The organism is Rhodosalinus sp. FB01 (assembly GCF_041365715.1).
In the GTDB taxonomy this organism is placed as follows: domain Bacteria; phylum Pseudomonadota; class Alphaproteobacteria; order Rhodobacterales; family Rhodobacteraceae; genus Rhodosalinus.
Map to the genome: position 1 here is coordinate 313,485 of NZ_JBGFSH010000004.1, position 25,052 is coordinate 338,536.

At 64.0% G+C, this 25,052-nt stretch carries 24 protein-coding genes, 2 tRNA genes and 1 pseudogene; 20 read left to right on the top strand and 7 right to left on the bottom strand.

All coding sequences use genetic code 11. From position 1 onward, the window contains the following. Nucleotides 1-168 precede the first annotated feature (168 nt). Nucleotides 169-2,343, bottom strand: a complete 2,175-nt coding sequence (katG, locus tag AB6A65_RS08565; RefSeq protein WP_371037951.1) for a catalase/peroxidase HPI — start codon at nt 2,341-2,343, stop codon at nt 169-171. A 220-nt stretch (nt 2,344-2,563) separates the two neighbouring features. Between katG and AB6A65_RS08570 the strand changes: the two genes are divergently transcribed. Beyond that, nucleotides 2,564-3,478: a LysR substrate-binding domain-containing protein gene (locus tag AB6A65_RS08570; protein WP_371037952.1), complete on the top strand. Its 915-nt coding sequence runs from the start codon at nt 2,564-2,566 to the stop codon at nt 3,476-3,478. A gap of 229 nt (nt 3,479-3,707) precedes the next feature. After that, the gene (locus AB6A65_RS08575; RefSeq protein WP_371037983.1) at nt 3,708-3,983 is read left to right on the top strand and encodes a hypothetical protein; all 276 of its coding nucleotides are present in this window, start codon (nt 3,708-3,710) and stop codon (nt 3,981-3,983) included. Here the strand turns inward: AB6A65_RS08575 and AB6A65_RS08580 are convergent. Beyond that, a pseudogene (locus AB6A65_RS08580) lies at nt 3,983-4,162 on the bottom strand (hypothetical protein); the annotation flags it as partial. The gene AB6A65_RS08575 and the pseudogene AB6A65_RS08580 sit on opposite strands and share 1 nt — an antisense overlap. 31 nt (nt 4,163-4,193) lie before the next feature. Continuing rightward, nucleotides 4,194-4,268, bottom strand: a tRNA-Thr gene (locus tag AB6A65_RS08585). A gap of 84 nt (nt 4,269-4,352) precedes the next feature. On the opposite strand from AB6A65_RS08585, the gene AB6A65_RS08590 reads away from it, so the two are divergent. From AB6A65_RS08590 to AB6A65_RS08600, 3 genes are read left to right on the top strand one after another with little or no spacing between them, the layout of a single operon-like run. Beyond that, on the top strand, nt 4,353-4,568 hold the full coding sequence (locus tag AB6A65_RS08590; protein WP_371037953.1) for a hypothetical protein: 216 nt from the start codon (nt 4,353-4,355) through the stop codon (nt 4,566-4,568). A gap of 2 nt (nt 4,569-4,570) precedes the next feature. Further along, nucleotides 4,571-5,842, top strand: coding sequence for a UDP-N-acetylglucosamine 1-carboxyvinyltransferase (gene murA, locus AB6A65_RS08595; protein ID WP_371037954.1), 1,272 nt, complete (start codon nt 4,571-4,573; stop codon nt 5,840-5,842). Beyond that, nucleotides 5,839-6,318 carry a DUF2948 family protein gene (locus AB6A65_RS08600; RefSeq protein ID WP_371037955.1) on the top strand — a complete coding sequence of 160 codons (480 nt, stop codon included), beginning with the start codon at nt 5,839-5,841 and terminating at the stop codon, nt 6,316-6,318. The genes murA and AB6A65_RS08600 overlap by 4 nt, the downstream gene beginning before the upstream one ends. 19 nt (nt 6,319-6,337) lie before the next feature. Here AB6A65_RS08600 and AB6A65_RS08605 read toward each other — a convergent pair whose 3' ends face one another. Continuing rightward, nucleotides 6,338-6,742 (bottom strand): cytochrome c, encoded by a 405-nt coding sequence (locus tag AB6A65_RS08605; RefSeq protein ID WP_371037956.1) that lies wholly within the window; start codon nt 6,740-6,742, stop codon nt 6,338-6,340. Nucleotides 6,743-6,911: 169 nt separating this feature from the next. Here AB6A65_RS08605 and hisD point away from each other — a divergent pair, with 169 nt between their 5' ends. The 14 genes from hisD (at nt 6,912) to AB6A65_RS08675 (ending at nt 16,388) form a co-directional block, all read left to right on the top strand. Next, nucleotides 6,912-8,213 (top strand): histidinol dehydrogenase, encoded by a 1,302-nt coding sequence (gene hisD, locus AB6A65_RS08610; RefSeq protein ID WP_371037957.1) that lies wholly within the window; start codon nt 6,912-6,914, stop codon nt 8,211-8,213. 4 nt (nt 8,214-8,217) lie between these two features. Then, nucleotides 8,218-8,847, top strand: coding sequence for a trans-aconitate 2-methyltransferase (locus AB6A65_RS08615; RefSeq protein WP_371037958.1), 630 nt, complete (start codon nt 8,218-8,220; stop codon nt 8,845-8,847). Between the two features lie 72 nt (nt 8,848-8,919). Next, nucleotides 8,920-9,399, top strand: coding sequence for a UPF0262 family protein (locus AB6A65_RS08620; RefSeq protein ID WP_371037959.1), 480 nt, complete (start codon nt 8,920-8,922; stop codon nt 9,397-9,399). Nucleotides 9,400-9,402: 3 nt separating this feature from the next. Then, nucleotides 9,403-9,864 carry a low molecular weight phosphatase family protein gene (locus AB6A65_RS08625; protein WP_371037960.1) on the top strand — a complete coding sequence of 154 codons (462 nt, stop codon included), beginning with the start codon at nt 9,403-9,405 and terminating at the stop codon, nt 9,862-9,864. Beyond that, nucleotides 9,861-10,262, top strand: a complete 402-nt coding sequence (locus tag AB6A65_RS08630) for a ketosteroid isomerase-related protein (RefSeq protein WP_371037961.1) — start codon at nt 9,861-9,863, stop codon at nt 10,260-10,262. Before AB6A65_RS08625 ends, AB6A65_RS08630 begins: the two co-directional genes overlap by 4 nt. Further along, nucleotides 10,262-10,843 carry a GNAT family N-acetyltransferase gene (locus AB6A65_RS08635; protein WP_371037962.1) on the top strand — a complete coding sequence of 194 codons (582 nt, stop codon included), beginning with the start codon at nt 10,262-10,264 and terminating at the stop codon, nt 10,841-10,843. Before AB6A65_RS08630 ends, AB6A65_RS08635 begins: the two co-directional genes overlap by 1 nt. A gap of 173 nt (nt 10,844-11,016) precedes the next feature. Then, complete coding sequence (locus AB6A65_RS08640; RefSeq protein ID WP_371037963.1) at nt 11,017-11,907, top strand: carbon-nitrogen hydrolase family protein; 891 nt, start codon at nt 11,017-11,019, stop codon at nt 11,905-11,907. Nucleotides 11,908-11,989: 82 nt separating this feature from the next. Continuing rightward, nucleotides 11,990-12,208: a translation initiation factor IF-1 gene (gene infA / locus AB6A65_RS08645; RefSeq protein ID WP_005620785.1), complete on the top strand. Its 219-nt coding sequence runs from the start codon at nt 11,990-11,992 to the stop codon at nt 12,206-12,208. A 4-nt stretch (nt 12,209-12,212) separates the two neighbouring features. Then, complete coding sequence (locus AB6A65_RS08650) at nt 12,213-12,788, top strand: nucleoside triphosphate pyrophosphatase (protein ID WP_371037964.1); 576 nt, start codon at nt 12,213-12,215, stop codon at nt 12,786-12,788. Next, the gene (locus AB6A65_RS08655; RefSeq protein ID WP_371037982.1) at nt 12,785-13,819 is read left to right on the top strand and encodes a ribonuclease E/G; all 1,035 of its coding nucleotides are present in this window, start codon (nt 12,785-12,787) and stop codon (nt 13,817-13,819) included. Before AB6A65_RS08650 ends, AB6A65_RS08655 begins: the two co-directional genes overlap by 4 nt. After that, entirely contained in the window at nt 13,816-13,992 is a 177-nt protein-coding gene (locus AB6A65_RS08660) for a DNA gyrase inhibitor YacG (RefSeq protein ID WP_371037965.1), read from the top strand. The genes AB6A65_RS08655 and AB6A65_RS08660 overlap by 4 nt, the downstream gene beginning before the upstream one ends. A 77-nt stretch (nt 13,993-14,069) precedes the next feature. After that, nucleotides 14,070-14,144 (top strand) — tRNA-Phe (locus AB6A65_RS08665). A 61-nt stretch (nt 14,145-14,205) separates the two neighbouring features. Then, the gene (locus AB6A65_RS08670; protein WP_371037966.1) at nt 14,206-15,408 is read left to right on the top strand and encodes a DUF6538 domain-containing protein; all 1,203 of its coding nucleotides are present in this window, start codon (nt 14,206-14,208) and stop codon (nt 15,406-15,408) included. A gap of 71 nt (nt 15,409-15,479) precedes the next feature. Further along, nucleotides 15,480-16,388 (top strand): hypothetical protein, encoded by a 909-nt coding sequence (locus AB6A65_RS08675; RefSeq protein ID WP_371037967.1) that lies wholly within the window; start codon nt 15,480-15,482, stop codon nt 16,386-16,388. Between the two features lie 263 nt (nt 16,389-16,651). Here AB6A65_RS08675 and AB6A65_RS08680 read toward each other — a convergent pair whose 3' ends face one another. Beyond that, a complete protein-coding gene (locus AB6A65_RS08680; RefSeq protein WP_371037968.1) occupies nt 16,652-16,888 on the bottom strand; it encodes a hypothetical protein in 237 nt (78 codons plus the stop codon). A 383-nt stretch (nt 16,889-17,271) separates the two neighbouring features. Here AB6A65_RS08680 and AB6A65_RS08685 point away from each other — a divergent pair, with 383 nt between their 5' ends. Then, a complete protein-coding gene (locus tag AB6A65_RS08685) occupies nt 17,272-18,717 on the top strand; it encodes a hypothetical protein (protein WP_371037969.1) in 1,446 nt (481 codons plus the stop codon). A 1,170-nt stretch (nt 18,718-19,887) separates the two neighbouring features. On the opposite strand, the gene AB6A65_RS08690 is transcribed toward AB6A65_RS08685, so the two are convergent. Together AB6A65_RS08690 and AB6A65_RS08695 are read right to left on the bottom strand one after the other, a co-directional pair. Further along, nucleotides 19,888-23,871, bottom strand: coding sequence for a type ISP restriction/modification enzyme (locus tag AB6A65_RS08690; RefSeq protein WP_371037970.1), 3,984 nt, complete (start codon nt 23,869-23,871; stop codon nt 19,888-19,890). A 12-nt stretch (nt 23,872-23,883) separates the two neighbouring features. Continuing rightward, nucleotides 23,884-25,052 (bottom strand): C-terminal helicase domain-containing protein (locus tag AB6A65_RS08695; protein ID WP_371037971.1); only part of this gene is annotated, 1,169 nt, incomplete at its 5' end.

Consider the following 25,052-nt stretch of genomic DNA (forward strand, 5'->3'; position numbering starts at 1 on the left):
GCGCCGGGCGCAGCGGGCCGGCGGATGACGGGTCGGCATAGCTCTTCCGCCCGCCGGCCGCGCCGGGCCGGTCCCGAAACGCGAAGGCGCGGCGCCCGGGGTTCCCCCGCGACGCCGCGCCCTGCAGTCCTCATGGCGGGCCGCCGGGGCGGCCCGCACTTGCCCGCGTCACGCCACCAGGTCGAACCGATCGGCGTTCATGACCTTCGTCCAGGCCGCCACGAAGTCGGTCACGAACTTCTGGTGGTTGTCGTCCTGGGCGTAGACCTCGGCATAGGCGCGAAGCATGGAGTTCGAGCCGAACACGAGGTCCACGCGCGTGGCCGTCCACTTGACCTCGTCGGTCTTGCGGTCGCGGATCTCGTAGAGGTTCTCGCCCGCGGGCTTCCACGCATAGGCCATGTCGGTCAGGTTCACGAAGAAGTCGTTGGTGAGCGCCCCTTCACGGTCGGTGAAGACACCGTGCTTCGTGCCCCCGTGATTGGTGCCGAGCACCCGCATCCCGCCCAGCAGACAGGTCATCTCGGGCGCGGTCAGCCCCATGAGTTGCGTCCGGTCGAGCATCAGCTCCTCGGGGCTCACCGCGTAATCCTTCATCAGCCAGTTGCGGTAGCCGTCGGCGACGGGCTCGAGCGGGGCGAAGCTGTCCGCGTCGGTCATCTCGTCGGTGGCGTCCCCGCGGCCCGGCGCGAAGGGCACCTCGACATCGATCCCCGCGGCCTTCGCGGCCTTCTCGATGCCCACGTTGCCGGCCAGCACGATCACGTCCGCGATGGACGCGCCCGTTTCGGCCGCGATGGGCTCGAGCACCGCCAGCACGCGCGCCAGGCGCTCGGGCTCGTTCCCGGCCCAGTCCTTCTGCGGCGCGAGACGGATGCGCGCGCCGTTGGCGCCACCGCGCATGTCCGAGCCGCGGAAGGTCCGCGCGCTGTCCCAGGCCGTGGCGACCATGTCGGCCACGGAAAGCCCGCTGTCGACGATCTTCTGCTTGACCGCCGCGACGTCATAGCCCATGGGGCCGGCCGGAACCGGATCCTGCCAGATCAGATCCTCCTGAGGCGCATCGGGGCCGATGTAGCGCTCCTTCGGGCCCATGTCGCGGTGCGTCAGCTTGAACCAGGCGCGGGCGAAGCTGTCCTTGAAATACTCCGGATCGGCCATGAACTTCTGGCAGATCGCGTTGTAGGTCGGATCCATTTTCATCGCCATGTCGGCATCGGTCATGATCGGCATGCGGCGCACCGAGGGGTCGCTCGCATCGACCGGCATGTCCTCTTCCTTGATGTCGACGGGCTGCCACTGCCACGCGCCTGCGGGGCTTTTCTTCAGTTCCCATTCGTGACCGAAGAGCATCTCGAAATAGCCCATGTCGAACTTGGTGGGCTCCGTCGTCCAGGCGCCCTCGATCCCCGAGGTGATCGCCTTGCTCGCAAGGCCCGCCTGCGCCGCGTTGGCCCAGCCCAGGCCCTGGCTCTCGGGGCCGCAGGCCTCCGGCTCGGGGCCGAGCGCGGCCGCATCGCCGTTGCCGTGGCACTTGCCCACGGTGTGACCGCCCGCCGTGAGCGCCGCGGTCTCGACGTCGTCCATCGCCATCCGCGCGAAGGTCTCGCGCACCTGCGCGGCCGTCTGGAGCGGGTCGGGCTGGCCGTTCACCCCCTCGGGGTTGACGTAGATCAGGCCCATCTGCACCGCGGCGAGCGGGTTCTCCATCGTGTCGGGCTTGCTCACATCCTCGTAGCGGGTGTCGGACGGGGCGAGCCACTCCCGCTCGGCGCCCCAGTAGACATCCTTCTCGGGGTGCCAGATGTCCTCGCGCCCGAAGGAGAAGCCGAAGGTCTCGAGCCCCATGGACTCATAGGCGACGTTGCCCGCCAGGATGATCAGGTCGGCCCAGCTGATCCGGTTGCCGTATTTCTTCTTGATCGGCCACAGAATGCGCCGCGCCTTGTCGAGGCTGGTGTTGTCCGGCCAAGAGTTGAGCGGCGCGAAGCGGATGTTGCCGGTTCCGGCCCCGCCCCGGCCGTCGGCCAGACGGTACGATCCGGCGGCATGCCAGGCCAGGCGGATCATCAGGCCGCCGTAATGCCCGTAGTCGGCCGGCCACCACTCCTGGCTGTCGGTCATCAGCGCGTGCAGGTCGGCCTTCAGCGCGTCGACGTCGAGTTTCTCGACCTCTTCGCGGTAGTTGAAGGTCTCCGCCATCGGGTCGGGCTTGCGGTCGTGCTGATGCAGGATGTCGAGGTTCAGCGCGTTCGGCCACCAGTCCATCACGGTGGTGCCGAGCGCGGTCATGCCACCATGCATCACCGGGCATTTGCCTGCGGGGATATCGTTTCCGTCCATGTCTTTCTCCGATCGTGACTGCGTTGCGTGTCCGGCGGCCGGGAGGTGCCTGCGTGTGGGCCCTGCGGTAAACGGCGCGGCGCTGTGGCGGGCCTTGCTTCTGTCCTGCTGCCACCGGCGCGCCGCGGTGACGAACCCCTCCCGCTTCCTGGAATCGTTCTAGCAAACCCGAGCGATTTGTGTAAGTTTCTTTTTCTGATATGGTTGATAAGTCGTACTTATGAGAAATCTGACCATCAAGCAGCTTCGCTATCTCGACGCGCTGGCGCAACACGGGCATTTCGGGCGGGCGGCCAATGCCTGCGCGATCTCGCAGCCCGCGCTCTCCATGCAGATCCGCGACCTCGAGGAAACGCTCGGCACGCCACTTTTCGAGCGGGGCGCGCGGCAGGTCCGCCTGACCGGCTTCGGAGAGGAGGTCTCTGCCCGCGCCCGCGAGATCCTGCGCTCGGTCGACGAGCTTTCCGATCTCGCCCGCGCCGCGCGGGACAGCCTGGCCGGCAGGCTCAGGATCGGGATCATCCCGACCGTGGCTCCCTATCTTCTGCCCGGCATCATGGCCGAACTGTCGCGCCGCTACGGCGAACTCGACATCCGGGTCCGCGAAACGCTCACCGCGCGACTGATCGAGGAGTTGTCGGAGGGCCGCCTCGACACCGCGATCGTCGCCCTGCCCGTCTCGGAACCTGCCTTGGCCGAAATCGACCTCTTCGCCGAAGAGTTCGTTCTGGTGCGGCCGGCCGGCGATGCGGACAAGCCCGTTCCAAGCGCCGAGCGGCTGCGCGAGATGCGTCTTCTCCTGCTCGAGGAGGGGCATTGCTTCCGCGACCAGGCCCTGTCCTTCTGCAACATGCACGCTGCGCGCCCGCGCGAGCTTCTGGACGGAAGTTCGCTCTCCACCCTGGTGCAGATGGTCGGCGCCGGCATCGGCGTCACCCTGATCCCCGAGATGGCGGTGCCCGTCGAGACACGCTCCGCCGCGGTCAGCGTGGCGCGCTTCGCCCCGCCCGGCCCGGCGCGACGGATCGGCATGATCTGGAGGAAATCGAGCCCGCTGGCCGACCAACTGCAACGGGTCGCCGAGGTTGTGCGCCACGCCGCAACCCGGCCCGCCGACAAGGGCGGCGCGAGCTAGATCGGGACGGACGCGCCGTTGGCGCGGATGAGTTCGAGCCGGCGCTTGCGCGTGTGGCTCGAGGCGCTCGGTCGAGCGTATGTGCTGTTCACGGCACACACGGATCCGGAAGCGTCCAAGACGCGGCACGGGCGATACCGAGCGCCGGATCGGCCGCCTTTACGATCGACGACGCTCGTTCGCCAGCAATCCCGAGGCGCGGACCGACAAGCCGAAGCGGGAGACGCCCATGACCGACCGCAATGACGACAACCTGCCCGCCCGGCTGGTCCCGCCGGAGCCGGGGGAGACGGGCCGGAGCCACTGGCGCGTGACCCCCTTGGGCATCGCCCTCGTGGAGGAGCTGGCCGGGCGCGGCTGCCACGTCTCGACCATCGCCCGCGCCCTCGGCATGAGCAAGGACGCCTTCAGCTCCTGCCGGGACCGCCAGCCCGAGGTTGCGCGCACGTTTTCGCCCACTGCCCGCGCAACGGGCGGCGGGAATGCGTTGCCCACCTGCCTGTAGGCGGCGGTCTTGCGGCCCGTGAAGTGCCTGTCATCCGGGAAGCCCTGAATGCGCGACACCATCGGCACGGTCAGGCGGGGCATCCCGACAAAGTCTGCCTCGGGCGCGTCCTCGGCAACGGTCTTGCCGTTGACCCCGAGGGTAACGCCGGGGTAACTGGGCAGCCTGCGCCGCAGCATCCGCTTATCCAATTAATTTTGTGGTGGTTTCTGGTGCTGCCGGAGAGATTTGAACTCTCGACCTCTCCCTTACCAAGGGAGTGCTCTACCCCTGAGCTACGGCAGCCCGACGCGCGGGTCATTAGACGCTATCGCCCGGTCGCGCAAGCGCATTCTGGACGCTGCGCCCGGGCTCCTGTAGAGGTTTTCCATGACGAAAGGCGCGAAGCGGCAAGGGGCCTCCGGTCCGCCGAACGAAGGGCGGGAAGAGCGGCTGAAGGCCGCCCTCAAGGCGAATATCGCCCGGCGGAAGGCGCAGGCCCGCGCCCGCGAAGACGCCGCGCGCGACGACGGCGACGATGCCGCGCGCAACGAGAACGACACCGCCGGAACGGGCGGGGGCACAGGCGGCGAGAGAGGGCAGTAGGCATGGATTCCATCATCGTCACGGGCAATGGCCCGCTTCACGGGCAGATCCCGATCGCGGGCGCGAAGAACGCCTGCCTCGCCCTCATGCCCGCGACGCTGCTGAGCGAGGAGCCGCTCACGCTCACGAACGCGCCGCGGCTTTCCGACATCCGCACGATGACGACGCTGCTGCAGTCGCTGGGGGCGGAGGTGTCCGCGCTCCAGGACGGGCAGGTCCTGGCGCTGTCGAGCCACGCGCTCACGGGGCACCGGGCCGAATACGACATCGTGCGCAAGATGCGCGCCTCGATCCTGGTGCTGGGGCCGCTGCTGGCGCGCGCGGGTCAGGCCGAGGTCTCGCTTCCGGGCGGCTGCGCGAGCGGTGCGCGGCCCGTCGATCTGCACCTGCGCGCGCGCGAAGCGCTCGGCGCGGAGATGGATCTGCGTGACGGCTACGTGCACGCCAGCGCGCCGGCCGGAGGGCTGAGGGGCGGCCCGGTCGAGTTTCCCTTCGTCTCGGTCGGCGCGACGGAGAACGTGCTGATGGCCGCGACGCTCGCCCGCGGCACGACGGTGATCCGCAACGCCGCGCGCGAGCCCGAGATCGTGGACCTCGCGCGGTGCCTTCGGACGATGGGGGCGGCGATCGAGGGCGAAGGCACCGACGAGATCACGGTCGAGGGCGTGGACCGGCTCCACGGCGCGACGCACCGGGTGGTGACCGACCGCATCGAGCTGGGCACCTACATGCTCGCGCCCGCGATCTGCGGCGGCGAGGTGGAGTGCCTCGGCGGGCGGATCGACCTCGTCGGCGCCTTCTGCGAAAAGCTCGACGCCGCCGGGATCGACGTGACCGAGACCGCGAACGGCCTCAAGGTGTCGCGCCGGAGCGACCGGGTGAAGGCGGTGGACGTGACGACCGAGCCGTTTCCGGGCTTCCCGACCGACCTGCAGGCGCAGATGATGGCGCTTCTGTGCACGGCGGACGGTGCCTCCGTTCTCGAGGAGCGGATCTTCGAGAACCGCTTCATGCATGCGCCCGAACTGATGCGGATGGGCGCGCGGATCGACGTGCAGGGCGGGACCGCGCGCGTCACCGGCGTCGACAGGCTCAAGGGCGCGCCGGTGATGGCCACGGATCTGCGCGCCAGCGTGTCCCTGATCCTCGCGGGCCTGGCCGCGGAGGGGGAAACGACCGTCAACCGCGTCTATCACCTCGATCGCGGATACGAGCGCGTGGAGGAAAAGCTCTCGGCTGTCGGTGCGAAGATCGAGAGGGTTCCGGCGCAATGACCCGCGACGCGCGCTTCGAGGAGGGACGGGAGACGCCGCTCAATCTGGGCGCGCTCGACGCCGAGGACGTTCCGGTGATCTCCGCGCTGCTGCAGGACGCGGTGTTCCCGGCCACGGAAATGCTGTGGGAGCCGCGGCGCCGGCGCTTCTCGCTTCTGGTGAACCGGTTCCGCTGGGAGGACCGCGCCGCGGCCGAGGCGCGCGGGCGGCCCTATGAGCGGACGCGATCGGTCCTTGCGGTCGAGAACGTGCTCGGGGTGGCGAGCCAGGGCATCGACCGGCGCGACGCGGACGTGGTGCTGTCGCTGCTCGCGCTCGAGTTCGAACCCGGGCCGGAAGGGGCCGGCGCGCTGACGCTCGTGCTTGCGGGCGACGGCGCCATCCGCCTCGAGGTCGAGGCGCTGGAACTCCGGCTTCGGGACGTGACGCGCCCCTACCGCGCGCCCTCGGGGAAGGCGCCGGAGCATGGCGACTGAGCCGCCCCGGCACGGCCCGTCATTCCTGGATCGACTGGATGTACATCGCGAGCGAGAGGACCCGGCCGCGCACCTCGATCTCGGCGGCGTATTCGCCGGCCTCCATCGCCTCGGCCTTGTAGCGCGAGCCCCAGACCGGCATCGGATAGCCATGTCCGCGCACACCCGTGCGGCCGTCGATCACCTGGATGACGTCGAGCATCGGGAAGGTCCCGTCATTGGCCGCCGAAAGCCCGGTAAGCGAAGGCACCTCGACGGTCATGAGATCGGCAAGCGGTCCATCGCCTTCGCCGGACGCGCCGTGGCACGAGGCGCAGGCCGCGACGTATTCCGCCTCCCCGACTTCTTCGGCCTGCGACATGGGCGCCACGAGGATCGCCAGCGCGGCCCCCAGGGCGGCGCCGAAGTTGCGGTTCGCTTTCATTTGACGTGCTCCTTCCTGTCCTGTCCGGGCCCGATGACCCGTCGGCCAAGTGTTCCCGGCGGCGCCGGGGCGCGCATTGACGGCCGTCAACGGCGCTTGTCCGGGGACCGGACTTGAGGGCCGGCGCGCACGCGGCTATGTCCGCCCCAACACGCAGGGAAGGCGACGCATGCCCCAGTTTCTCGATACCGCCGAGCACGACTTCGAGGCCGCCTTCGCGGCGCTGCTCGAGGCCAAGCGCGAGGACAGCGCCGATGTGGACGCGGCCGTGGCCGCGATCATCGCCGACGTGCGCGCGCGCGGCGACGCGGCGCTCGTGGAACTGACCGCGCGCTTCGACCGGCTGGAGCTCACCCCCGACCGCCTGGCCTTCACGCCCGAGGAGATCGAGGCCGAGTGCGCCCGCGTCACGCCCGAGGAGCGCGCGGCACTCGAACTCGCCGCCGAGCGGATCCGGGCCTATCACGCCCGCCAGATGCCCGAAGATGCCTCCTGGACCGATCCCGAGGGCGCGACGCTCGGCTGGCGCTGGCGGCCCGTGGCGGCGGCGGGTCTTTACGTGCCCGGCGGGCTTGCCTCCTACCCCTCGTCGGTGCTGATGAACGCGGTGCCCGCCAAGACCGCCGGTGTGGGCCGGCTGGCCATCACCGTGCCGACGCCCGACGGCAAGGCGAACCCCCTCGTTCTGATGGCCGCGCGGATCGCGGGGGTGGACGAGATCTACCGGGTGGGCGGCGCGCAGGCCATCGCGGCGCTGGCCTACGGCACCGAGACGATCCGCCCGGTGGACAAGATCACCGGGCCCGGCAACGCCTATGTCGCGGCGGCCAAGCGGCGCGTGTTCGGCCGCGTAGGGATCGACATGATCGCCGGGCCGTCCGAGATCCTGGTGATCGCGGACGGCGACAACGATCCCGACTGGATCGCGCTCGACCTGTTGAGCCAGGCCGAACACGACGAAAGCGCGCAGGCGCTTCTCGTGACCACCGACGCGGCGTTCGGACGGGCCGTGGCCGCGGCGGTGGACAGGCGGCTCGAGACGCTCGAGCGGCGCGCCATCGCCGGGGCGAGCTGGCGCGACTTCGGTGCGATCGTCACCGTGCGCGACCTCGCCGAGGCGGCCCGGCTCGCCGACCGCATCGCGCCCGAACACTTGGAGCTTTGCGTGGCCGACCCCGAGGCGCTGTCCGCGCGCATCACCAATGCGGGGGCGGTCTTTCTCGGGCAGTGGACCCCCGAAGCCATCGGCGATTACGTGGGCGGGCCCAACCATGTGCTGCCGACCGCCCGGTCGGCGCGGTTCTCTTCGGGTCTTTCCGTGCTCGATTTCCTCAAGCGCACCACCACGGCGCGCATGACGCCCGAGGCGCTTCGCGCGATCGGGCCCGCGGCCGAGCGCCTCGCCCGGGCCGAAAGCCTCGAGGCGCACGGGCTGTCCGTGGCCGCGCGCCTGGCGAAGCTGAACGAGTGACCGCATGGGCAGTGATGAAACGCATTGGAACGAGGTCTACGAGGGGCGCGACGAGGCGGAGGTGAGCTGGTTCGAGTCGGCGCCGGAGCGGCTCGCCGCACGCGTGGCGGCCCATGCCGCGCCGGGCGATCCGATCATCGACGTCGGCGCGGGCCGGTCGCGGCTGGTAGACCTGCTGATCGCGCGGGGGCTCGGACCCGTGACGCTGCTCGATCTTTCGAAAGCGGCCGTGGCGCAGGCGCGCGCGCGGCTCGGAGAGGACGTGCCCGGGGTGCGCTTCGTGACGGCCGACGTGACGGGCTGGAGTCCGGACCGCGGCGACTATGCCGTCTGGCATGACCGGGCCGCGTTCCACTTTCTCGTCGAGGCCGCCGATCGCGCGGCCTACATCGACACGATGCAGAAGGCGCTGCGGGACGGCGGCACAGCTATCCTGTCGACCTTCGCCGACGACGGGCCAGACAGATGTTCGGGACTGCCCGTGCAGCGCTATGCGCCCGAGGATCTGGCCGCCGAGCTCGATGCGCTGGCCCCGCGCCGCTTCCGGCTGCTCGCCACGGCGCGCCTCACCCACGTCACGCCGGCCGGCGCCGAGCAGAGGTCCCAGACGAGCGTGTTCCGCCACACCGCATGAGCGGGCGGATTGTGCACGGCGCACGGGCGGGCTAGTCAGGGCGCGAAAGCCGCTGTTCAACTGCATCATCCCATGTCCCGCATAAGCCATATCGAGATCGACGACAGCAACCTGCCCCCGCCCACGCCGGAGGTGGAACAGGAGCGGCGGGTGGCGATCTTCGACCTGCTCGAGGAAAACCGCTTCGCGTTGCCGGCGCGGGAGGAACGCGCCGTGCCCGAGGGCCCCTACCGGGTCAGGCTGGCGATCCGCGACAAGCGGCTCGTCTTCGACATCGACACCGAGGACGGGAGCGACGCGGCGGAATTCCACCTGTCGCTCAGCCCGTTCCGTCAGGTGGTGAAGGATTACTTCCAGATCTGCGAAAGCTATTTCGACGCGGTCAAGACGCTGCCGCCCGGCCAGATCGAGACCATAGACATGGCCCGGCGCGGCATCCACAACGAGGGCTCCCGCATCCTGCAGGAGCGGCTGGAGGGCAAGGCGGACGTCGACGAGGCGACGGCGCGGCGGCTCTTCACGCTGATCTGCGTGCTGCATTTCGGGGGCTGAACGGTGGCCCTGGACCTTCCGCAGTCGGTCCTCTTCTGCTGCGATCACAACGCCGTCCGCTCGCCCATGGCGGAAGGCATCATGAAGAAGTTCTACGGCTTCGAGACCTACGTGCAGTCCGCCGGCGTGCTGTCGGATCTCGACATCGACGGGTTCGCCATCGCCGTATGCGCTGAGATCGGGGTCGAACTCGCCCGCCACCGGGTGCGCAGCTTCGACGAGATGCAGCAATGGGGCGATGACCTGTCGGCCTTCGATCTCGTCATCGCGCTCTCGCCGGCAAGCCGCCACCGGGCGCTCGACCTCACACGGTTCTTCCATATCGACGTGGAATACTGGCCGATCATGGATCCGACCGGTCTGGGCGAGACGCGCGAGGCCAAGCTCGCCGCCTACCGCAAGACCCGCGACCAGATCGCGGCCAAGCTCATCGAGACATGGGGACAGCCACAGGAGGACGAATGACAACGGCAAGCGAAACCGTGAGGCGCTATTTCGACGCGTTCAACGCGGACGACGTGCAGGGCATGCTCGACTGCCTGGATACCGACGTGGAGCATCACGTGAACGAGGGGCGCGTGCGCGTCGGCAAGACCGCCTTCGGCGAGTTCTGCGCCCATATGGGCCATTGCTACAGGGAAACCCTGACCGACTTGGTGGTGTTCGAGGCCGAGGGCGGCGCGCGGGCGGCCGCGGAATACATGGTGAACGGCACCTACCTGGCCACGGACGAGGGGCTGCCGGAAGCCAGCGGGCAGACCTATCGCCTGCCGGCGGGATCGTTCTTCTCGCTCCGCGACGGGAAGATCACGCGCATCGTGACCTACTACAACCTCGCCGACTGGATCCGGCAGGTCTCGTGATGCGGGTCGAGACCCTGACGGGCGAGGCGCTGGAGCGGGCGCTCGACGACGTGGCGCGGCTGAGGATCGAGGTGTTTCGCGCCTTTCCCTATCTCTACGACGGGGATTTCGACTACGAGCGCCGCTATCTGGAGGTCTACCGGGAGAGCGAGCGCGCGGTTCTCGTGGGCGCCTTCGACGGCGATCGGCTGGTCGGCGCGGCGACGGGCACGCCGATGACCGACCACGCCGATGATTTCGCCGCCGCCTTCGAGGGCACCGGACTCGATCTGTCCAGCCTCTTCTACTGCGCCGAATCGGTGCTTCTTCCGGCCCATCGCGGGCAGGGCGTCGGGCATCGCTTCTTCGATCTGCGCGAGGCGCACGCGCGACGCCTCGGCTATGCGAAAGTCTGTTTCTGTGGCGTGCTGCGCCCCGCCGACCATCCGCTGCGCCCTGCCGATCACGCGCCCCTCGACCCGTTCTGGCGCAAACGCGGCTACGCGGCGCTTCCCGGCGTCGTGGCGCATTTCAGCTGGAAGGACACAGACCAGCCGGAAGAGACGGAAAAACCACTCCAGTTCTGGATGCGCGAGCTCTGAGGCAGCGAAAGACCGTTCGAACGGTCTTTCGCGCCGCCCCCGGGCGGCGCGGGCGCCCTGCTCTCTCGGGCCGCGCCCGACGGGTGGGCCGGGGGCCGGCCCGGGCCCGAACCCGCTTGCGGAAATCGCTTCGAAGCGATTTCCTGCCGCGGTACAGTCAAGGGAGATCGGACATGAAAGTCGCCACCGCCGCCTATCCGATGGACTGGCTGCAAAACTGGGCGCAGTACGAGGACAAGATCGTCGCCTGGGTCGCCGAGGCCGCGGGGCAAGGGGCCGAACTTCTGGTGTTTCCCGAATATGGCGCCATGGAACTCGCGACCCTTGCGGGCGAGGCGGCCGCCGGAGATCTGGAACGCTCGCTTCACGCCGTCTCCGAGCGCATGGAAGAGGCCGTCGCCCTGCACGCGGGGCTTGCCCGCGCCCATGGGGTGCACATCCTCGCGGCGTCCGCGCCGGTCTTCGATCCCGCGCTCGGCGCGCGGCCGGTGAACCGCGCCTGCCTCTTCGCGCCCTCGGGCGCGCAGGGCCATCAGGACAAGCAGATCATGACCCGCTTCGAACGCGAGGAGTGGGACGTGGTCCCGGGCGGCTCGCTCAAGCTTTTCGAAACGGCGCTGGGCCGCATCGGCATCCTGATCTGCTATGACGCGGAATATCCGCTGCTCGCGCGGGCCCTCGTCGAGGCCGGCGCGGAAATCCTGCTGGTCCCGTCCTGCACCGAGAGGCTGGCCGGCTACTGGCGCGTGCGCATCGGTGCCATGGCGCGCGCCCTCGAAGGGCAGTGCGTGAGCGTGATGTCCTCGACCGTGGGCGATGCGCGCTGGTCGCCGGCCGTGGACACCAACGCGGGCGCGGGCGGTGTTTTCGGCCCGCCGGACACCGGATTCCCCGCCACCGGCGTGCTTGCCGCCGGCGCGGTCGATGCGCCCGGCTGGACCTTCGCCGAGATCGACCGCGACCGGATCGCGCAGGTGCGCGCCGACGGGGTGGTGCTCAACGCCACTCACTGGGACGAGCAGGCCCCGCGCATCGGCGCGGTCACGACCTGCGCGCTGCGCTGAATGGTGTCTTGAAAATCCCTCCGAAAGCCCTCATTTACTAGCGCGTTCCGCGACAGGGCGGGACGAAGTTACAGGAGAGATCATGGCCAAGGAAGATACGCTCGAATTTCCCGGTGTCGTGAAGGAGCTCCTGCCGAACGCGACATTCAGGGTCGAGCTTGAAAACGGCCATGAGATCATCGCGCACACGGCAGGAAAGATGCGGAAGAACCGTATCCGCGTCCTCGCGGGCGACCGGGTCCAGGTCGAGATGACCCCCTACGATCTGACCAAGGGTCGGATCAACTATCGCTTCAAGTAAGCGGTTGCGGCTGATTCTGGGCTCCGCCAGCCCCCGTCGGCGTGAACTGCTTGCCCGGCTCGGCGTGACGCCCGACGACATACACCCCCCCGAGATCGACGAAACGCCCTTGCCCGGCGAGCTGCCGCGCGGCTACTGCGTCAGGATCGCCGCCCGCAAGGCGCAAGCGGTGCCCGCGGGCGAAACCGATCTGGTGCTGTGCGCCGATACGACCGTGGCCGTCGGCCGACGCATCCTCGGCAAGCCCGCCGACGAGGCCGAGGCGCGGGCCTTTCTCGAGCTTCTCTCGGGTCGGCGGCACAAGGTCGTGACCGCCGTGGCGGTCCGGCGCGGCGAACGCGTCTGGGAGCGCGCGGTGACGACGACGGTCAAGATGAAGCGACTGGGCGCGGCGGAAATCGCCGCCTATCTCGCCAGCGGCGACTGGCACGGCAAGGCGGGCGGCTACGGCATCCAGGGCATGGCCGAGGCGTTCATCCCCTGGATCCGGGGCTCCTACTCGGGCGTCGTGGGCCTGCCGCTCTCCGAGACGGCGGGGCTTCTGCAGGCGGCGGGATGGCCGCTATGGCGCACGCCGTGAAGGGGCGTATCGTGGCGCTCGGGGCGTGGCGGGGCCGCGAGGCGGCCGCGCTTCTGGTGGACGGGGTGCTCGAGGATCTCTTCGTCGACGGCGACACGCCCAGCCCGGGGACGATCTACCGCGCCCTGCCCGACCGGCCGCTCAAGGGGCTTGGCGGGATGTTCGTGCGCACGCCGGACGGCATGGCCTTCCTGCGCCAGGCGAAGGGCGTCGCGCCGGGCAAGCCGCTCATCGTCCAGGTCAGCGGCCATGCCGAGCCGGGCAAGGCGTTTCCAGTCACCACGCGCGTCATGCTCAAAAGCCGTTACGCCATCGCGACGCCCGATGTGCCCGGCGTGAATGTCAGCCGCCGCATTCGTGACGAAACACGCCGCGGCGCGCTGATCGGGCTTGCCGAAAGCACTTTCCTGCCGGACGCGGGCGAGGCCGGGGCGTCGCTCGGTCTCGTCCTGCGCTCGTCCTGCGCGGAGGCGGAGGACGACGCGATCGCCGCCGATATCCGCGCGGTCACGGATCTGGCGCGCAAGATCCTGGCCGATACCGGGCCTGCCCCCGAGACGCTCGTGGAGGGCGACGGACCCCACGCGCTTGCCTGGCGCGAATGGACCGAGCCGGCGCAGGTGGAGCGTGGGCCCGACAGCTTCGCCGAGACCGGCGTGCTCGACGCCATCGACGCGCTCGCGGCGCCGGACACCGCCCTTCCCGGCGGGGCGCGCATGACCGTGGAGGCGACGCGCGCGCTGGTCGCCGTCGATGTCGACACGGGCGCGGACGCGTCCGCCGCCGCCGGGCTCAAGGCGAACCTCGCCGCCGCGAAGGCGTTGCCGCGGGCGCTTCGGCTTCGGGGTCTCGGCGGGCAGATCGTCATCGACCCAGCGCCGATGCCGCGAAAGGATCGGCCGAAGCTCGACGCCGCGCTGCGCGCCGCATTCCGCCGCGACCCGGTCGACACCGCACTCGTGGGCTGGACCCCGCTCGGTCATGTCGAGCTTCAACGCCAACGCGCGCGGCCGCCCCTGGCTCGCCCGTGACCTGCCCGATCTGCAAGAAACCGACGGACCCCGCCGCCCGGCCCTTCTGCTCGAGGCGCTGCGCCGATATCGACCTCTACCGCTGGCTCTCCGGCCGGTATGCCCTGCCCGGATCGCCCGCCAGCGACGATGCGGACGACCCCGAAGAGGGCGGGATGAGCGGCGGTCAATAATCTGTCGTGAAGCCTCTGGACAGCCGGCGCGACAGCGCCTAGAACGCCGCCACCCCGCATCAACGCCATGCGCCCGTGCCCGGGTAGCTCAGGGGTAGAGCAGTGGATTGAAAATCCTCGTGTCGGTGGTTCGAGTCCGCCCCCGGGCACCACGCCCTTCGCCAACCCATTGATATCCCTCAGTTTACTGTGGAAGCTGCGCGGGCGTAGGACATGGCGAAGGACATTTCGGTAGCCTTTTCGTACATCAAGGATGGCATCTACTACTTCGAGCGACGGGTCCCGAAAGACCTCCGAAAGCACTACTCGTCCCCCAAGATCGCGTATTCACTGAGAACGCGTTCTGCTTCGATAGCAGCCTCAAGGGCGACAAGGGCTGCGCAGCAGCTTGACGAGTATTGGTATCACCTGCGGCTCAAGGACAGCGAGCTCCCAGGCAAGCACTTGCTCAGGATGCAGCAGAGCGCGATCAACACTCATGCGTGCGCTCCGCCCGCTCCCAGCGAACGCCCGAGCGTGTCCCTTTCAGAAGCTGTGGCTATCTATCTGAGGCTCAAGGGGCAGAACCGACCAGACACCTTTCGCCGTGCGGCTGAGCGGGCATGTGGGTATGTCATTGACGTCTGTGGAGACAAAGACCTGATCGCTTACTCCAAAGCAGATGCAACGCGCTTCCGGGACGCGCTGGTTGCTCGGAAGCTGACTGGTAGCAGCATCACCAGGATCTTTGGGACAGTCAGATCTGTTTTCAACTTCGCTGCGAGTGAGGTTGGCATGAGCATCACCAACCCGTTCGCTGGGGTCTACTACGACCGCCGGTCTGGTGTACAAGAACGAGCTCCCTTGCCGCTGGAGGCAGTGAGGACCGTGCAGCGAGAGTGTATGAAGATCGATGACGACCTTCGCTGGCTCGTTGGGCTCGTCTCGGACACCGGTCTACGTCTTGCGGAAGCAGTGGGCCTTCTTCGCGAGGACATCATTCTCGCTGTGGACATTCCGCATGTAGTAGTCAGAGAGCATCCTTGGCGTCGCTTGAAGACCTCCACAAGTGCGAGAAAGGTGCCGCTCGTTGGGGTGTCGATGTGGGCCGCCGGACGGATACTGGAACAGGAGTGCGATGGACCGTTTGCGTTCGCTCGGTACAACCGAAGCGATAATACGAATGCCAACGCAGCAAGCGCATCCTTGAACAAGTGGATGCGGCCATTTGTACCCGAGCGGTGCACCATGCACAGCTTTCGGCATTCAATGAGAGACCGTCTCAGAGCAGTAGAATGTCCCTCGGATATCGTGGATGAACTTGGAGGATGGCAGACCGAAGGCGTCGGCCACGCGTACGGCAACGGATATCCACTGGAGGTTCTGGCTCGTTGGATGAGCAGAATCGCAGACATGCCGCCTTCGCACAAGATATGAATGGGTACGTGCACTCTTTGGCGTACTCAGGATCCAGCCATTTAAGGAAAAAGCGAGGAAGCACCAAAATAATGATCGATCAAGTCTGGATTGACTGGCTGGCGAGCTCTTTCGGAAGCGCCGCGGTCCTTGGATTTATTGCGTACCTATTTCGCGACGCACTTCTCGCTCGTATTTCGTCGTCCGTGAACTTCAAGTTCGCGAAGCAGCTGGAGGAAGCGAAGGCTGAGATCCGGGCAAATGAGCGGAGGATCGAGGCGGATCTAAATGCCAAGGAGCGTGAGATCGAAAAGATCCAAGACTTCGTGGCGCCTCTGAAGAGGGAGAGAAGTGCTGCGGTCGCCGCGAAAAGAATGGAGGCTGCCGAACTTGCACTGCGCCGCTGCAACGAGGTCGCTCGACTGTTGATGGCTCCAGAAGCGATGAAGTCATTGAAGATCGAGGAAGTCATAGCCCGGAGGGACGACCCCAACTTGAAGCGCTTCTTTGACACTCTGATTACCAGCATGAAGGTCGATGACATCCTCGAAGACCTCAAGAAAGAGGATCGGGTTCTCGGGACGCTGTACTTGAGTGATGCTGCCAGAGCGCACATTGAAGCCTACGAAAACATAGTCTTCCAAGCCGTGACGTTCATGAAACTGATGAGCATCGGGATGGATCCGTCCAAGTTAATGAAGCAGGATCGCGTCCCCAAAATGGTGATTGAACTCGTCCCCCCAAGTGCAGAGGGGTTCCGCGACCACGGCTATGGCTACGAATACTATTGGACGCAGTATTTCTACGACAAAGCGTTGAGCCATCTGCGCAAGATCGCCAATGGGGATGATCAGGATCAAGAGGATCTATCTGCTGCCCGCGAACTTGCCGTGTCAACTCAAGCAGCGCAGATTGAAGTAAGAAAGAAACTGGAAGAAATCGGTGTGTCCGAGGACTTGATCGTCCCCCAGCAAGAGGGAAAAGAGCCTTCCACAGGTTGACCAGGCGGCTTTAGATACTCGCCATGTCCTACGCCCGCGCAGCTTCCACAGTAAACTGAGGGATATCAATGGGTTGGCGAAGGGAGTGGTGCCCGGGGGCTGTAGTTCAGTTCCCGTTACAGGCACCTTCGCCGTTGACTGCCTCAGCAAACACAGGGGTATCCGAGGGGCCCGTCGACCGTCAACAGGCGCGTCGTGTCCTACGGTCTGTCCTACGGCTTCTTTTCGCCCCCGGTTCGTTACACCGGGGGCTAGGTGTGTGTTCAGCGTTCCACCGATGCGCTTGCCTCGAACGCACTCGTTAAATCGAGGCCTAGGTCGAGGACGAACTCGAGCGCGCTCTCGAAGTCTAGTTCCACGTCCTGGACCGTCGTTCCCTGTTTGTTGATTGTTCGCACGGCGAGGGTCTCTTGGTCACTGTGGTAGAACTCAAGCGTGACCGTGCCCAGGTTGTCAGACGCGTCCTGACGAATTGTGTCTACGTAGACTCGTTCAGCCATCGTGTTCGGTGCCTCCATTTGCGAATGCGATCTGCCCAAGCGGTTCTTTGGGGAGTTACGCACAAAAAAGGGGCGCTCGATCCCGGTGTGATGCCCGGGGGCGTACCCCCATCAAGAGCCCTAGCCCCCCACGGGGGAAACTGAGCGCTTGTGGGCGGGAAAATCTCGTCGCGGATCGTCGGCAACTTTTTGGCTTCGTGTGAGCGCTGAAGAAGTTCTCTCGGAAACCCTTCGCCAGACGAGCGCCCCTGTTTTTTTGACGACGGCTCGAGCTCCGAACGTGGTGACCGATTTCCTGTGCGTACCTCCCCCAGAGTGATCGGTTTGCGACCCTTTTGTCCCGAACGGTCAGGCGCGGGGTCTTCACGATAGGAGGCACCCTCATGTTCGACATCATGCCGTGTCCTGCGCAATCGCGTGGGACCCATCAGACTGTCCGCAAAACCAAGGCCCAGCTCTTCGTCAATGGTGAGCACACAGCGGCGGACGAGATGACCCGTCAGATCATCTTCCGTCTCCTTCAGGAGATAGGCGTCCTGGGAGACGCCAAACTCCCTCTGGCCGCAAAAAGTCCAGCCTCCAGGGCGACCACGAGAGCCGCCGAGAAGGTCGAGAAGCACATCTGCTTCATGGCATCGTTCCTTCGTACAGCAGAAAAAGTGGAGCGGTTTGGTATCCTGATGGACCGCCACCGCTGGACCGGTACCCCATGTGGGTACGAGGCAGCCCGAACCGTCACCAGAGCTCTTATAGACGGCGCTTGCATCCTGCAGGTGGTCAGACCTCGCAAGGGCCACTGCGCCGTATACCAGTGTTCGGAGACCTTTAGGAATCGTCTGCTGGGATTGTGGGGCCTGCTTAGCTTCAAAAGAGTGAGACCTCATCTGATTGAGGTTCGGGAACCCAGGCGGGACTACCACGGATCCTTCAGGAAGAAGCGTCTTCCCCTTCACCGCTTCCCATCTCACGAGGTACGACGGCACCAGAAGACGGTCATCCAACTCAACGGCCACCTGTCCTGCCATCCCCTTGTGGACAGGAACGGAAAGCCCTTGGATACGACGCTAAGGCGCATCTTCACAGGAAACCTCAGGGGCGGTGGACGCCTCTATGCCGACTACCAGAACTTGCCCGAGGAGGATCGTTTGCAATGTACTATCGACGGCGAACCGGTCTGCGAGATCGACTTAAAGGCATCCCATGTGGCCTTCCTTGCCGCGCTCTACCAACACCCCACCAGACTGCCCCAAGATCCCTATGCCGCTATCCGCTGGGTGGACACTCCGCTCCTCAGGAAAGCCGCAAAGACGGTCGTGCAATGCGTCATACACGCCGAAGGGGGATGTCCCAAAAGGTTCCCGCGACAAGACGATGGCATCCCATTCAGGGAGAAGTACGGTCTCGCAGAAACGAGGATAGAGGACTTACTTCCGGACATCTTCAAAGTGATGCCCTTCCTCTACGGTTCACCCAGCCTAACTCTTCCGCTCCAGTTTATCGAAGCGGAAGTCTTACTAGCGGTCCTTGATCGCTGTCGGCTTCGTAGCATCCCTGCCTTCCCAATCCACGACAGTCTTATGGTGAAACAGTCGGACGAGGTGGAGGTCCTGCGGCTTCTTCAAGAGACCTTGAGGAAGTTCCTTGGCCCTCACGCGCCCTGGCTCGATGTATCCATTGCAGGAGACGCTCCCCGACTTCTTGAGCCGCTACCTTGTCCAATGGACGCGGAGTACCTGCTTCAGGAGGGTCTCGAAGACGTGGTGGGTTCGTCTATCGAGTACGGATACCAATCGGAGGTCATCGATCACGAGGACGCATGGGACTTCTAGATGACTACACGACAAACACAGAGAGAGGGGGGGAAATCCCCCCCCTCCATTCCCCATGGGTATATAGAATACGTGAGAGGAGCACATCAGACGTCCATATCCCGCGAAACCTCTATTCTTAGAACACTCATGCCGCCTGGATTGTCGTCCTCGACCGTCTGGAAACCGTCAAAAGGCGGCCTCCAGTCGACTCCCGACGGTTTACGACTGCGGCCCTGCCCCCCTATCGGCCCCTTTAGATAGGCCATTGCTGTAACGCCCCGGGGCGAATGGAGGGCACCCGTCGTCGGTGCGTGTCTGAATGCTTTTCTGAATGTCACATTCAGCAGTAAATCAACCACCCGGCTCCAATCATCAGTCCCACCCGAAGATGCAACTCGCCCGAAACTCCGAGTACTGCCGCCTAACATCTGAGCGATAAAACCGCCAAGAGTGGGCTCCGTCGTTATTCGGCGCGGAGTCGGTCTGGCACTATGCTGAGTCCATCGGGGAGGTTGCTTGCGCGATTTCTTGAAGTGTCGATCTATCACTCCGAAAGTACCCGACTCCCCAGCCCCGACACCTGTCAGGGAATAGGTACTGGTTCCATAAACAGGATCGCGAAATCTAAAGCTCGGCCAATGCTGAAATATATGAAGCTGTTTTTTGCTCGAAGGCCCAGTCAGCGAGACGCGTTTAGCTTTCGACGCCATTTTTGCTTGTATCAGGCTAGCTCGTCGCTGCACCTGCCCGACTGGATCAATATGATCTACGACGACCAGCAAGTCTGCGAGTTCACATCCTGGCTTCGTACCGCTGGGGCCGACAAACTCAACCACCGGTGCAGCGTGGCAAAAGACGCCGTGCATCTTCAGAGAGTACCCATGGGGTTTGAGTAAGGGTTCCCATGCAGCCCATATGCCGCGCACACCTCCCAGAGTGATTGCGGCGACGAAGCCGACTTCGGTACGCGGCGGCGCACGCATCCCGGTTGAGCCGTGTAGCAGCACCTGGTCCACGACTGCATCAGCCGACAGGGTCATCGATGCTAAGAGTTTTGGCGACAATCCCTTCACGCGCAAAGCAACCTTGGAGGTAAGGGTCGGTCGACAGAGATCCCTCGCGTCCGTGAGTCCTTCTGCCTCCGTGGTACGTCAAGCTGGTCGCAGACGTTCGCAGTGAAACTCCAACTCAATTTGCAAACCTCTGGCGCGTATATGTGTGCTGTTCGCTTGCATTGAGGCTGACGGTGGCGTTGCCGCGGCGAATGAAAAACTCGTGCTGTCCCTGGAAATCGACGAAGACCGGCTCCTTTGCCGCGACGACATCGATCACGCAGACCTTCTTTCCGTCCTTTGCATCGGCGAACCGCATCTTGCAGTGCAACGAGTATGGCGCGCCGATGGCCGAGGAAAACACGCTCAGGAGCCTGTTCTCGAACGCATCAAGACTGTTCTGGATAAGCTTCAGGTCGTACTCTAGCCCGATGATCTCCTTTTCGTCCGTCACGCCGATTACGAGCGTACCACCGTCCGAGTTCATGAAGGCCGCGAGGGTCTTCAGGACCTGCTTTTGAAGGGCCTTGTTTTGCTTTCCTTCCCGCATGTCCCATTGGAACGTGCTTTTGAATTCGAGCTCCCTGCTCTCATCGGCGCCGATGATCTCTTCCACCGAGGGCGGAGGCGGAGACGGTTGATGGAACGCGCCCGGCCAGCCGCCGTGTTTCTCGATCACCTTGTCGATCTCGGCCATCAGGCAGCGGGTCTCGGTCAGAGCGACAACGACGCGGCGATAGTGCAGGATGTCCTCGTCGGTCAGGACGCGGCCGGGGTGAGGGTTCTTGCCGCCTTTTCCAGCGCGGTCCTTCAGCCATTTCTGGCACACTTGGTAGCCGCCAACGTGGAACTCCCACGTGGCTTTCGGCACGTCCTCGAACCAGCGGGTGTCATTGATCATCACCTTGCCGTTCTCGAATTTCGGATAGCCCTTCTCGACCCGCGCCTCGCCGGACCCGGCAAAGCGGACTACGGGCTTTTCGAGGATCGGGGCCTCGTCGGGGCGCAGGAGGTGCAGGGCGACGAGATCGCGGCCGAGTGGCACAAGATCCGCGAAGATGGCGCGGTCCTTCGGCGTCGGGATGCGGGGGAAATCGGACTTCAGGAACTCGGCGTAGCGGATGCGATAGCCGGGGCTGTGAAGGACGGCATAGATATAGTCGAACAGATCGCGGGGGCCGAAGGTCTTGGCGAGATCGCCACGCCCGTCCCACTGTGTATCGAGGAGCCCAAGTTGTTCGGCCTTCGGGCGCTGGAAGTCGGGACCGAAGCTTTGCTGTTCACCGCGCGGGATCCCGTCTTCATATCTCAGGCCTAAGTGCTTGCCGAACGTTGTTGCCCCAGATCGAGCAATATTTGGCCGCCGTTCTGGGTCGCCTTTCGTCGGTGCCAGCCAAAGAGGAACGACGTAGGTGTTGGTCGAAGTCTTTGATGACAAGAAAATCTTGTCGGTTCTGGTATCGCTCACAAAAGCATGCGCAAAATTGAGGTCGTTTGAAATACGCGATACTAGAAGCGCACAGTTGTCTATATCCAAATTTCTTTGAACAGTGTCCTTCAGAATTGTAACAACGCTGGAATTCATCAACGTTATTCGAGAGTCGAACGGACGATAGGCTATCTCATTAAGGTCTTGCTCCCAGTCTTCACTCGTAGCGTATTGGACTGCGCGATCATAGTTCCACTGGTTCGTGGAACACATCTTGTACATTGAGGAAATGTCCGCTCGTGAATGTGATTGTGCAAGATTCTCCATCCGGGTGTCGAGTTCGGCTTTGGAGAACGCTATTGCAAAATCATCTTGCTGAGACGCGAAGCCAGTAGACCAGTAGGTTTCTTTGTCTGAGGCTCGGTTTCCGGTACCGAAGAACACGGGTAGATCAGAATACTTCTTATATTCACCCTCTAAGCCGCCAAGCTGCCAGAAAAAGAAGTTTTCAGGTGTTGGAGCAACACATTCAATATCAAGAGATCTTGGGCTCTCGGCAAGAAGCCAATCCATCTTTTGATCGAAACTTCCCTCCTTGCTCAAGTATCGTGCTACAGATGGTTGCGTTCCCGAGGTCGTTGAAAAAAGCCCTATGCCTACGCCAGTCATAATCTCAAATACTGGCTCATCTACTCCGTCGACATCATTTCGGCGAACGCTACCGTTCAGATTAATTGCTAGTATGTCCTGGAACGTATCGAGCAGCGCACGCCTGAGATCGCGAGCCTGTGAACCAAGCATGTAACCATGACCTGTAATCATCCCGAGCAGACCACTACCGGACTTTTCTATGGAAGAATGACCAATCCTCAGAAACTTAATATAGTCGTTTGACAGCGACTGGATTTGACTCTCTTCTTTGCGCACATTCTCCTTATAGGGTTCGCAGAGATTTGTAATCCACTCGCCCATGTTAAACGACTTAACTGAATAAGGTGGATTTCCAATCACCACCGTGAACGAGGTGCTTGCCTTCGCATCGTTTGCAGTTTGTGCCTCATGCGCCAGCGCCTCGGACATGAAGATGAACTCCATATCCAGATCGCGTGCCGGTTCCAACGCATTGGTCAGAAAGATGCGAGCTCGCTCATCCGATTCAAAGGTGTAACCTGTCTCCGTCAGCTTCAGCCCGACCTTCATGTGCGCGATGGTGTAGGGAGCCATCATCAGCTCAAACGCCGTCAGGCGCGGCAACAGGTGGTTCGGGACGTAGTCGTTCCAGGCGGCATTGATATCGGCGGCCGACTTGCCCTGCGCCTTCCAGTGCTCCTCCATCCGCTGGTGGATCAGGTCGATCACCTCGACGAGAAAGGTGCCGGTGCCGGTGGCCGGGTCGAGGATCTGGACGAAGGGCGCGTCGAGCTGCACATGCGCGGGGATAGTTATCCGATCGTTGCGCGCCGCCACCTCAGCCCAGGTGCTGGTATCGGCCAGGCCCAGAGGCAGCCCGAACTCCGTCCGCAGGATTTCGTCGACCCCTCGGACGATGAAATTCACCACCGGGCGCGGTGTGTAGAAGACACCGCGCTGCATCCGCTTCTGTGGGTCGTATTCCTTCAGGAACAACTCGTAGAAGTGGATGACCGGGTCTTCCTTGGGATTTCGGTCGCCGAAATCGCGCAGCACGGCCTCCATGTCGGCATCGTTCAGCAGGTCGACGACATCGCGGATGCCGAGTTCGTCGAAATCGAGGCCCATCCGCTTGTCACGCCCACCGATCTTGAGGAAGTTGCCGAACAGCTCCTTTAGGAACGGGTTCGTCTTCGGCACCATGTCGGCGAGGTTATCGGCGATGATACCTGCGGGTCGCGAGATCCGCGCGGCCAGCATCCCGTAGGCGATGGTCTGGGCGAACATGTCGGCGAAGCCATCGTCGTCCAGATCGTGGATGAGGTTCTTGCGGAAGGCCGCGTGCATGGTGCGCATGGGGCCTGTGTCGTCCTCGGCTTCGAGCAGCTGGTTGACCCGCGCCCGGATGTCCGAGGCGAGGTCAGCCAATCGAATGGCGAGTTCCTTCGAGGTCTTGATCACCTGGTTAAGGCGAAGCTCGAACGCCGATGCCCAGGTCTTTCGCCAAGCTTCCGTCTCCTCGGGGTCATCCGGCCAGGCGAGCTTGTCGCCAAGTGTCGTGGCGACGTAATCGTGCTTCAGGACGGTATCCTGAGCGTTCCAACCCAGCACCTTCATGACCGGCAGATCGCCCGCAGTCCTGCCATCCGAGAAGTGGATGAAGGCAAGTTCGCGCGCGCCTGACCTGCCGAAGCTGGCCGCGAAGATTAGGTCGCTCTTGTCCCAGGCGCGCCGATCCGCAGTTTGTGCACCCGACCGCTTCTTCACCACAAGAGCTTTCAAGATGCGCCGCAGGACGGTGACCGGGATCGCCTTGTCTTCCATCGAGATGAAGAAGATGCCCCAAGGCTGGTTCGTCGCCAGCGGCCGCAGCTGATGGATTTCACGGATTTTCGCCGTCTCGTTGGGCTTCAGACCCAGCTCACTGGCCTCGTATTCGAAGACTATGTCGTCGAAGCCGTAGTCCTCGCCAATCGGCCATTCGAGCTTGTCGCGAAGGAGTTCAACAAGCTGTTCGAAGCTGGATACACGGTCTAGGTCGGCGGCGCTTACGTTACCCATCAGGCAATAACCTCAATTCAATTCCATCCACGCCTTCAGGACCGGCTTCACGCCGACGGGGGCCTGGACCTTTCGCAAATATGTCTTGGCGATATGCTTCTCGATAGACCTCCGCAGCTCCGAAAGCTTTTCTTGATCAACCTGAACGCGCCGGGGCGTCTCGGGCTCGCAGCGCACGAACTCAATGATGCGTGAGGCATCCTCCAAGATCGCATCACCTTCGAGATCTGCGAGATACCATTTCACATCACCAGCCTCGGCAGACCAGACGTCTTGCCCGTCCCTCTCCGAAGCTTCGCGATCATGCGCTGGCCGCGAGTAGCAGAAAAAGACGCCACGGGTTCCGCGCTTCGAGTGCTGTTTGCCGGAAAACACCGCGTCAGGGAGGCTGGACAGATGTGCCTCTAGTTCCGGGTCGGCCGCGAGGAGGTCCTGCCACTCCAGGTGCATCCGTTCGTCCGGGCTTGCGGTGCCTTCATACTGCTCTGTGAAGTTGCGTAGGTCTTCATAATCGTCATCCTCGCGCAGCAACTTTTTGCCCTCAATGCCGAGTGTCTTCGAGATCCGCAGTGTCTTGTGGGACACGCGATTATATAGCCGAAGGAGTTCATCGAGTTCATCCGGCGGCAGGAAGTTCCAGTAGCCGACCGTTCCCCGCAGATTCTTCTGCTCCGGGTGATTGGCGAGTATTCTTTCTTCGATCTCCGGGTTCATTCGACGATCAACGCGACCTATCCGTTGCATGAGGCGCACGGGGTTCCAGTGCAGGTCATAGTTGATGAGACGCGTCGCATCCTGAAGGTTGAGACCTTCAGAAAGCACATCTGTCGAGATAAGCACTCTGATTTCGCTCACACCTCGCTGTGCAAGGTCTGCAGAAGTCGACTCGTTGTAGTAGGGAGCGAACCGCTGGATGATTTGTGACCGATCGCCTTTGGTGCCGCTATCGATCTGATCGACACCCTCAATACCGGCCTCCTTAAGTTGAGCGGCAACATATCGGGCGGTCTCCCCGAACTCCGAGAAAATGATCACCTTCTGATCCTTCAGGACCGGATCGTTCTTCAGAAGTTTCTTGAGCTCATTCAGCTTTTTGTCCTGAGAAGGCTTGAACTTCTCAAGCTCGTTTAGGAAGTCCGCGAGTTGGTCGAGATCCTGGATCGTGTCATGGACGATTTTCT